Origin of the sequence: Desulfosarcina sp., from assembly GCF_033791525.1 — a bacterium.
In the GTDB taxonomy this organism is placed as follows: Bacteria; Desulfobacterota; Desulfobacteria; order Desulfobacterales; family Desulfosarcinaceae; genus Desulfosarcina.
The window spans coordinates 1-7,612 of sequence record NZ_JASJGN010000063.1 but is presented as its reverse complement, the minus strand read 5'-3'; the positions used below and the strand labels follow the sequence as shown (position 1 = coordinate 7,612).

Annotated in this window: 7 protein-coding genes and 2 pseudogenes; 8 read left to right on the top strand and 1 reads right to left on the bottom strand. The window is 53.3% G+C overall.

The window, feature by feature from the left end:
• Nucleotides 1-82: twin-arginine translocation signal domain-containing protein (locus tag QNK41_RS22940; protein ID WP_413815109.1), on the bottom strand; the 82-nt coding region annotated here is incomplete at its 3' end.
• Between the two features lie 546 nt (nucleotides 83-628).
• Here QNK41_RS22940 and QNK41_RS03180 point away from each other — a divergent pair.
• The 8 genes and pseudogenes from QNK41_RS03180 to QNK41_RS03145 all read left to right on the top strand — a co-directional run.
• Nucleotides 629-1,465, top strand: a complete 837-nt coding sequence (locus QNK41_RS03180; protein ID WP_319253673.1) for an SDR family NAD(P)-dependent oxidoreductase — start codon at nucleotides 629-631, stop codon at nucleotides 1,463-1,465.
• Between the two features lie 881 nt (nucleotides 1,466-2,346).
• A pseudogene (rpsB, locus tag QNK41_RS03175) lies at nucleotides 2,347-3,213 on the top strand (30S ribosomal protein S2); the annotation flags it as partial.
• A 230-nt stretch (nucleotides 3,214-3,443) separates the two neighbouring features.
• Nucleotides 3,444-4,043, top strand: coding sequence for a translation elongation factor Ts (gene tsf, locus QNK41_RS03170; RefSeq protein WP_319253671.1), 600 nt, complete (start codon nucleotides 3,444-3,446; stop codon nucleotides 4,041-4,043).
• Between the two features lie 2 nt (nucleotides 4,044-4,045).
• Complete coding sequence (gene pyrH, locus QNK41_RS03165) at nucleotides 4,046-4,759, top strand: UMP kinase (protein ID WP_319253669.1); 714 nt, start codon at nucleotides 4,046-4,048, stop codon at nucleotides 4,757-4,759.
• A 57-nt stretch (nucleotides 4,760-4,816) separates the two neighbouring features.
• On the top strand, nucleotides 4,817-5,374 hold the full coding sequence (gene frr, locus QNK41_RS03160; RefSeq protein ID WP_319253667.1) for a ribosome recycling factor: 558 nt from the start codon (nucleotides 4,817-4,819) through the stop codon (nucleotides 5,372-5,374).
• Nucleotides 5,375-5,414: 40 nt separating this feature from the next.
• Nucleotides 5,415-6,119, top strand: coding sequence for an isoprenyl transferase (locus QNK41_RS03155; RefSeq protein ID WP_319253665.1), 705 nt, complete (start codon nucleotides 5,415-5,417; stop codon nucleotides 6,117-6,119).
• Between the two features lie 292 nt (nucleotides 6,120-6,411).
• On the top strand, nucleotides 6,412-7,218 hold the full coding sequence (locus tag QNK41_RS03150; RefSeq protein ID WP_319253663.1) for a phosphatidate cytidylyltransferase: 807 nt from the start codon (nucleotides 6,412-6,414) through the stop codon (nucleotides 7,216-7,218).
• A 37-nt stretch (nucleotides 7,219-7,255) separates the two neighbouring features.
• A pseudogene (locus tag QNK41_RS03145) lies at nucleotides 7,256-7,612 on the top strand (1-deoxy-D-xylulose-5-phosphate reductoisomerase); the annotation flags it as partial.

The window sequence follows — 7,612 nt, the reverse complement described above, 5'->3', positions numbered from 1 at the left end:
TGGTCTGAGAAAGGCCCAGTGCCGCCGCCACGCTGCCGCAGTACTTCAAAAATGTTCGTCTCGAAATGTTGTGAGGGGTCATTGCGTCTCCTTTTGGTAATCAGTATGCAAACAATGTGATTTAGCCGTCAGCTCCAATTTTTTCACTTCGGTGTACGCTTTGTTCACTTTTTGTATCGATGAAAACACTCGTTCCTTTAGCCTCCCTGTCGCCGGTTAAACTCAAAGATATAGAAAAAACGCTGTATATACATTATTTTGTGCAAGTTAGTGGTTCGCTTTTCGACATTGACAACCTTCGCTTGCTCCCTGTCACAGCAAATTGCCTGCCAAAAAAATATTCAAAAGTAATCATCATCCTCATTTCAGCTGTGCAAGACTGCCTTGCGCATAATTTTGGCCACCGGGCGCCCCCCCGATGGCGACTGGTCCCAACTGCATGAGGATCGACCCATACGCTGGTCAATCAGGTGGCCGGGCAATCGATCCGATCGGGCTCCATAAGCTAAATTTTTTATTGACCATGACTCGTAATTAGATTGGTGATCAAATACCGAATGGTGCTCGACGAACCGTCTTGATTCTGATTCCTACCATCTTTGCATCACACCAACGACCAGGAGGAAACATGAAAAAATTGCTCGCCGGGAAAACCGCGGTGGTGACCGGTTCCGGCAAACGGTCCGGTATCGGTTATGCCGTGGCACGCAAACTGGCCGCCGAAGGGGCCAATCTGGTCATCGCCGACCTGGGGCTGAATGCGGACCCGGAGTTGGCGGTCAGGACCGGGGATGAAAGTGAAATGGCGGATATCGCCCGGGAAATCGCCCGAACCCATTCGGTCGAAACCATGGCCGTCAATCTCGACGTCACCCGCCCTGACAGTGTTACCCGCATGGTGAAAACCATCGCCGGGCGGTTCGACGCCGTTCACATTCTGGTGAACAACGCCGGAGCCTCTTTTGGCGTGCCCAATGCTGTGCATACCTATGATGAAAGCGCATGGATGAAGACCATCGACGTGAACCTGCATGGCGTCTTCCGCGTCAGCCGCGCAGTGCTTCCGATGATGATCCCGGGTGGGGGCGTGATCGTAAACACCGCCTCCCGGGCCGGCAAGGTGCCGGCCCTGTTCAACGGCGCCTACGCCGTGGCCAAGGCCGGCGTGATCATGCTCACCAAGGTCATGGCTGCGGAATTGGCCGGCAACGGTGTTCGGGTCAACGCCATCTGCCCGGGACAAATTGCCACGGACCTCGAAAAATGGCGCTTCGGTTTGGAAGCACAGTTCTTCGGTTCGACTATAGAAGAAAGGGAGAAAGAAATGTGCAAAACCATCCCTTTGGGCCGCATCGGCCATCCGGATGAAGTGGGGGACCTGGTGGTTTTTCTGGCGTCGGAACGCGCTGCCTACATGACCGGCCAGGCCATCAACATTACCGGCGGGCAGCTCATGGAATTGTAGCATCCGGGTGGTGCCTAAAGCGATCATTCAGAAGCGACTGACATGATAACAATTGATTAACCCGTAAAAAGTCGAATTTCCGACGGCTTCGTAATGAGGCCGAGATCAAGGCTTGCGGGCCGCGATAGCGAGCTTGAGCGAGCGAACAATAAATCGATCGCCATCCTTTCGGCGAACATTCATGTTCCATCCTGAGAATACCGCTATCGCGGGTGCCGTAGGCAGTGTCCTTACGGTACTCCGCAGTGACGAAGGATGAAGCGTAACGCAGATATCGGGCTGTTTACGAATCCGTCAATGGTGGTTGACCGGGAATTGTCTGCGGGATAGAGAGGCGCGTCACAAACCAAATAGCGCAGAGCCTCGGTCGAGGCTCTGCGCTGTTTTCACCACCTTACTGGCACCCAAACTGAGCGATTCACCTTTCTCGAAGAAGGTCGATTGGTAACGATCACGGTTGGGTACTATCGATTGTTGTATTCAAAAGGTGAAACCCAATGGGTTTGCCGATCTTTATCCGCCTCAGGCGGATCACCACCTCTTCGGCGTTAGATATCGTCGCGCATAGTCCACTATAGCTCGACGACATCTGCCTTGAATCTGCGGCAAGCTCGACAATCGCTCAGATTTGGTTTAATTGGCTTGATTGGTCGGGAGCGAAAAAAAACAACCTTTTGCCCCCCGAAAAGGATTCGGCCTTCAGGCGATCGACCGAACGAATCGACGATTCGTCATTTTAGGCTTGCGGCTCCATACTAATTTTGTTATCTAAACTGGTTTTAAAACCACACGCTCGTGGACCTGATCCCGGTGCTTTCTTCGGAAAGTCGGATTCAGGCGTGAAGCGGGCGAAGGAAAAACCAACCCACAAGGAGAAAGCAATGGCTTACGTAACAATGAAAGAACTGCTGGAAGCCGGTGTCCATTTCGGTCACCAGACCAAACGCTGGAACCCCAAGATGAAACCATACATTTTTGGGGCCAGAAACGGCATCTACATCATCGATCTGCAAAAAACCGTGAGAATGTTCAGGGATGCCTATGACTTCATCGTGGACACGGCAGCATCCGGGAAGTCGGTCCTGTTCGTGGGCACAAAGAAACAGGCCCGTGAATCCATATACGAAGAGGCCAACCGGGCCGAAATGTTTTATGTTCAAAACCGCTGGCTGGGTGGTATGCTGACTAATTTTCAGACCATTAAGAAAAGCATTGACCGCCTGAATTACCTCAACACCATCGAAAACGATGGATCCATCAGTCTGTTCCCCAAGAAAGAACGCCTGAAACTGGGCAAGGAACGCTCGAAACTGGACAGCACGTTAGGTGGTATCCGCACCATGACCAAACTGCCCGGTGCCATTGTCATCATCGATCCGGGAAATGAAGCCATTGCCGTGCGTGAGGGGCGCCGCCTGGGCATCCCCCTCGTGGCCATCGTGGACACCAACTGCGACCCCGAATTGATCGATCACGTCATTCCCGGAAATGACGACGCCATTCGGGCCATTCGTCTGGTTACCTCGAAAATGGCCGATGCCTGTATCGAGGGCAAGGATCGGTACAATGAACGCCAGCAGGCAAAAGCAGACAAGGGTGAAGAAGAAACCGAACTGGAGACCGCCGCGGCGGAACTCAAGCCTGGTGAACGCAAGGTGATCTCCGATGGCACCGACGGGCCGGTGGTCGAAATTATCCGCAAAGGCACCGTCCCTGCCGAAAATATTGAACCTACAGAGGAAGCCGCGCCCACAGAAGCCGCACCCACAGAAGCCGCGCCCACAGAAGCCGCGCCCACAGAAGCCGCACCCACAGAAGCCGCGCCCACAGAAGCCGCGCCCACAGAAGCCGCGCCCACAGAAGCCGCACCCACAAAAGCCGCACCCACAGAAGCCGCACCCACAGAAGCCGCACCCACAGAAGCCGCATCCTCAAAAGCCGCATCCTCAAAAGCAGAATCGACGGGAGAATAATTCACATGTCAGGTATCAGTGCAGCAATGGTCAAAGAACTCCGGGAGAAGTCCGGCGCCGGTATCATGGATTGTAAAACAGCCCTGGGCGAGTGTGACGGTGACCTTGAAAAGGCCATCGATTTCCTGAGAAAAAAAGGAATAGCCACCGCAGCCAAACGGGCCGGCCGGGCCACCTCCGAAGGCACCGTACAGTCATACATTCATATGGGCGGCAAGATCGGCGTCATGGTGGAAGTGAACTGCGAAACCGATTTTGTGGCCAAGACGGATGATTTTAACGAATTTACCAAAAACCTCGCCATGCATATCGCCGCCACCAATCCGGTGGGCATCGTTCCCGAAGATGTCCCCCAGTCGGTGGTCGACCGCGAACGAGAAATCTACAAGGCGCAGGTTCTTGAAATGGGCAAGCCCGAGCAGATGGTCGAGAAGATTGCCGAGGGCAAGCTGAACAAGTTCTTCAAGGACAGCTGCCTGATGAACCAGCAGTACGTTAAGGAACCGGATAAGACCATCGCCGACTACCTCAACGAAGTGATCGCCAGAACCGGTGAGAAAATCACCATTAAACGATTTGCCAGATTTCAAATCGGAACGGAATAGCGGTGGCAGCCAAATTCAAACGGATCCTGCTCAAGCTAAGTGGTGAAGCCCTGATGGGCGATCAGGGCTTCGGCATCTGCCCCACCATGCTCGCCTTCGTGGCGGAGGAAGTCCGCTCCATTGTTGACCTGGATGTGCAGTTGGCCATTGTGGTCGGCGGTGGTAATATTTTTCGCGGCGTGGCGGCCGGTTCTTTTGGCATGGAGCGGACATCGGCCGATCACATGGGCATGCTGGCCACGGTACTTAACAGTCTGGCCCTGCAGGATGCGTTAGAGAAACGGGGCATTCAGACACGGGTGCAGACGGCTATTTCCATGCATGAGGTGGCCGAACCGTATATTCTCCGCCGGGCATTGCGGCACTTGGAAAAAGGGCGGGTCGTCATCTTTGCCGCCGGTTCCGGAAATCCCTATTTCACTACCGACACGGCTGCGGTTCTGCGTGCCAAGGAAATTCATGCGGAGATTTTGCTCAAAGCTACCAAGGTCAACGGTCTGTACGACTCCGACCCCGAACGCAATACCGAAGCCCGGTTCATCAAAACCATTAGTTACATGGAAGTGCTTGAACGACAACTGCGGGTCATGGACATGACGGCCATTTCCCTGGCCATGGACAATCATCTGCCCTTGATGGTGTTTAACCTGAAAGAAAAGGGAAACATTCAAAAGGTGGTCAGCGGAGAAGATGTCGGAACTACCATCGGAGGATAATCTAAATATTGATAAAACAATGCATAAAGCGCCGCCTACGAACGAGGTGACCGAGCCATGATTGAATCTACACTTCAGGAAACCAAAGACCGGATGGGCAAAACCATCACCGATCTCAAAAACGAGCTAAAACGAGTAAGGACCGGCCGGGCGTCGCTGTCTCTCCTGGACGGTATCCGGGTGGATTACTACGGTACGCAGACCCAACTGAACCAGATGGCTTCACTATCGGTGCCCGAAAGCCGCCTGATTGTCATTCAGCCATGGGATGTTTCCGCCATCAAGGAGATCGAGAAGGCCATTTTGAAATCCGATCTTGGTCTGACCCCGTCCAGTGACGGCAAACTGATCCGTATTTCCATCCCGCCCCTGACCGAGGAGCGCCGCAAAGAACTGGTCAAGGTGGTCAGCAAGATGTGTGAAGAACACAAGATCGCCACACGTAACATCCGTAGGGATTCCAACGAGTTGCTCAAGGGCTTTAAAAAAGACGGCGATATTTCGGAAGACGATGCCTTCAAGGCCCAGGACAGTGTCCAGAAAGTCACCGATGAGTATATCAACCGCATAGACGAGATATACAAAAACAAAGAGAAAGAGATCCTTGAATTCTAGTTCTTCCACTTCAACGCGGAATGAACTCGACCCCGACCGGATGCCCAAACACGTTGCCATTATTATGGACGGCAATGGCCGCTGGGCCAGAAAACGCTTGCTGAACCGTATCAACGGGCACGAAAAAGGGGCGGAGGCCGTGCGTACCATCGTGCAAACCGCCCGCAAGCTCAATATCGCTGCGCTTACCCTCTATGCCTTCTCCACCGAAAACTGGCAGCGACCCCGGCCTGAAATCTCCGGGCTCATGCTGTTGCTCCGGCGTTTTTTAGCGTCTGAACGCCAGACTATGATCGACAATGAGATCCGGCTCAACACCATCGGTCAGATTGAACGCCTTCCCAAAGCAGTCCGCGACAACCTCAAGGCGGTCATGGATGCCACCGCAAACAATAAGAAGATGGTCTTGAACCTGGCCCTCAGTTACGGGGCCCGCACGGAAATCGTCGAGATGGTCAAACAGATCGCTTCCAAAGCCCGACAGGATGCCCTCGATCCGGCTGAGATAACCTCCGAGACCATTGCCGACCACCTGTATACCCGGGGGATGCCGGACGTGGACCTGTTGATCCGGACCAGCGGTGAGATGCGCATCAGTAATTTCCTCCTTTGGCAGATCGCCTATTCGGAAATCTTTTTTACACCGACTCTATGGCCCGATTTTGGTGAGGATGAGTTCGTGACGATCCTCAAGGATTACCAGCATCGAGAACGTCGTTTCGGTGCGGTACCTGCATCAGATTAGGCTACAGTCGGTTAATTGTGAAATTCGTGTTTTTACGTCAGAAATAAAAACAAATAACAATAGCCAAAAATCAAATGACATAAATCACAATAACTAAAAGTTCAAAATTCCAATCCCATGATTTTGAAGAAAGGACATTTCTGTTAGTTTTGGGCCTTATTTGAGTTTGATATTTTGATATTGTAATTTGTCGTTTATTTGAAATTTGGGATTTGTAGTTTGTTATTTATTCAAGACCTAGTGCTCGCAATTTTTTGTTTCCGGTTTATCCGGGCTAGGATAAAGCACCCCCATGCATCTGAAACGCTGGATCACCGGAATTGTCGCCCTGCCGATCATCTACCTGCTGGTTTCGGCCGGCGGTATCGTCTTTACCCTGTTGATTGCCGCCGTCAGCCTGGTGACCCTGTGGGAGTATTACCGGGCGGTTTTTAAACCAGGCGCCGACGGCCCCATGCGACTGATTCCGCTGCTCGGGCTCTGTCTGTCACCGGTTATCGTCTGGTCGGTATACCTGGGCGCGATGATCCAGGTGCCGCTGATTATGGCTGTGGATCTGATCGTCGTGGCCGGGTTGACCCTACCCCTTTTCAAGAACGATATCCAGGCCCCCCACCTGGTGGCCAAGCAGGTGCTGGGGCTGGTTTATATTCCTGTTTTTCTATCTTTTTTGGTCCTCATTCGCTTCGACGAGAGCGGTGCCGGCTGGATTTTCTGGATACTTTGCATCGTGGCCGCCGGTGACACCGGGGCGTTTTATTCAGGCACCTACCTGGGTCGCCACAAGCTTTGCCCCTGGGTCAGCCCCAAAAAAACAATCGAGGGCAGCATGGGCGGACTGACCGCCAATGTCGGGGTAGCCCTGCTGTTTAAAATGTTGCTGCTTCCTTCCCTGGCGGCCCTGCCATGCATTGTTTTTGCACTGGTCATCGGCATTGCCGGACAGGTGGGTGACCTGTTTGCATCTGAATTCAAACGATCGGCCGGCATCAAAGACTCCGGCACGCTGCTTCCTGGCCACGGAGGGTTTCTCGACCGGCTGGATGCCCTTCTGTTCGCCTCTCCGCTTGCCTATCTGTTGAAAATCAGTATATTCTGATCGGAATTATAAATTCGTTGCCAGAGACCAAACGACCATGAAATCACTTTCCATTCTGGGTGCAACCGGTTCCATTGGCTCCAATGCCCTTGAAATTATACGTCAATTCCCGGATCATTTTACGGTGAACGCGCTTACGGCGAAGACCCATGTGGCCGCGCTGGCCCGGCAGATTGTCGAATTCACCCCCCGGTTGGCCGCCGTGGTCGACGCTGACCACGCCAGGCAATTGAGGGCGCTGCTGCCTCCGGCCATGGACGTAGAGATTGTTTTCGGAGAAGCGGGGTATGTCGAAGCTGCCACCTGCCCGGAAACCGACATGGTACTGGGTGCCATGGTGGGGTCGGCCGGTTTGGTGCCGACCCTTGCCGCCATCGACGCCGGCAAGGATATT

Coding starts and splice junctions, on each gene's coding strand:
- QNK41_RS03180 (WP_319253673.1), top strand. CDS start 629: ATGAAAAAATTGCTCGCCGGGAAAACCGCGGTGGTGACCGGTTCCGGC.
- frr (WP_319253667.1), top strand. CDS start 4,817: ATGATTGAATCTACACTTCAGGAAACCAAAGACCGGATGGGCAAAACC.
- tsf (WP_319253671.1), top strand. CDS start 3,444: ATGTCAGGTATCAGTGCAGCAATGGTCAAAGAACTCCGGGAGAAGTCC.
- QNK41_RS03150 (WP_319253663.1), top strand. CDS start 6,412: ATGCATCTGAAACGCTGGATCACCGGAATTGTCGCCCTGCCGATCATC.
- QNK41_RS03155 (WP_319253665.1), top strand. CDS start 5,415: ATGCCCAAACACGTTGCCATTATTATGGACGGCAATGGCCGCTGGGCC.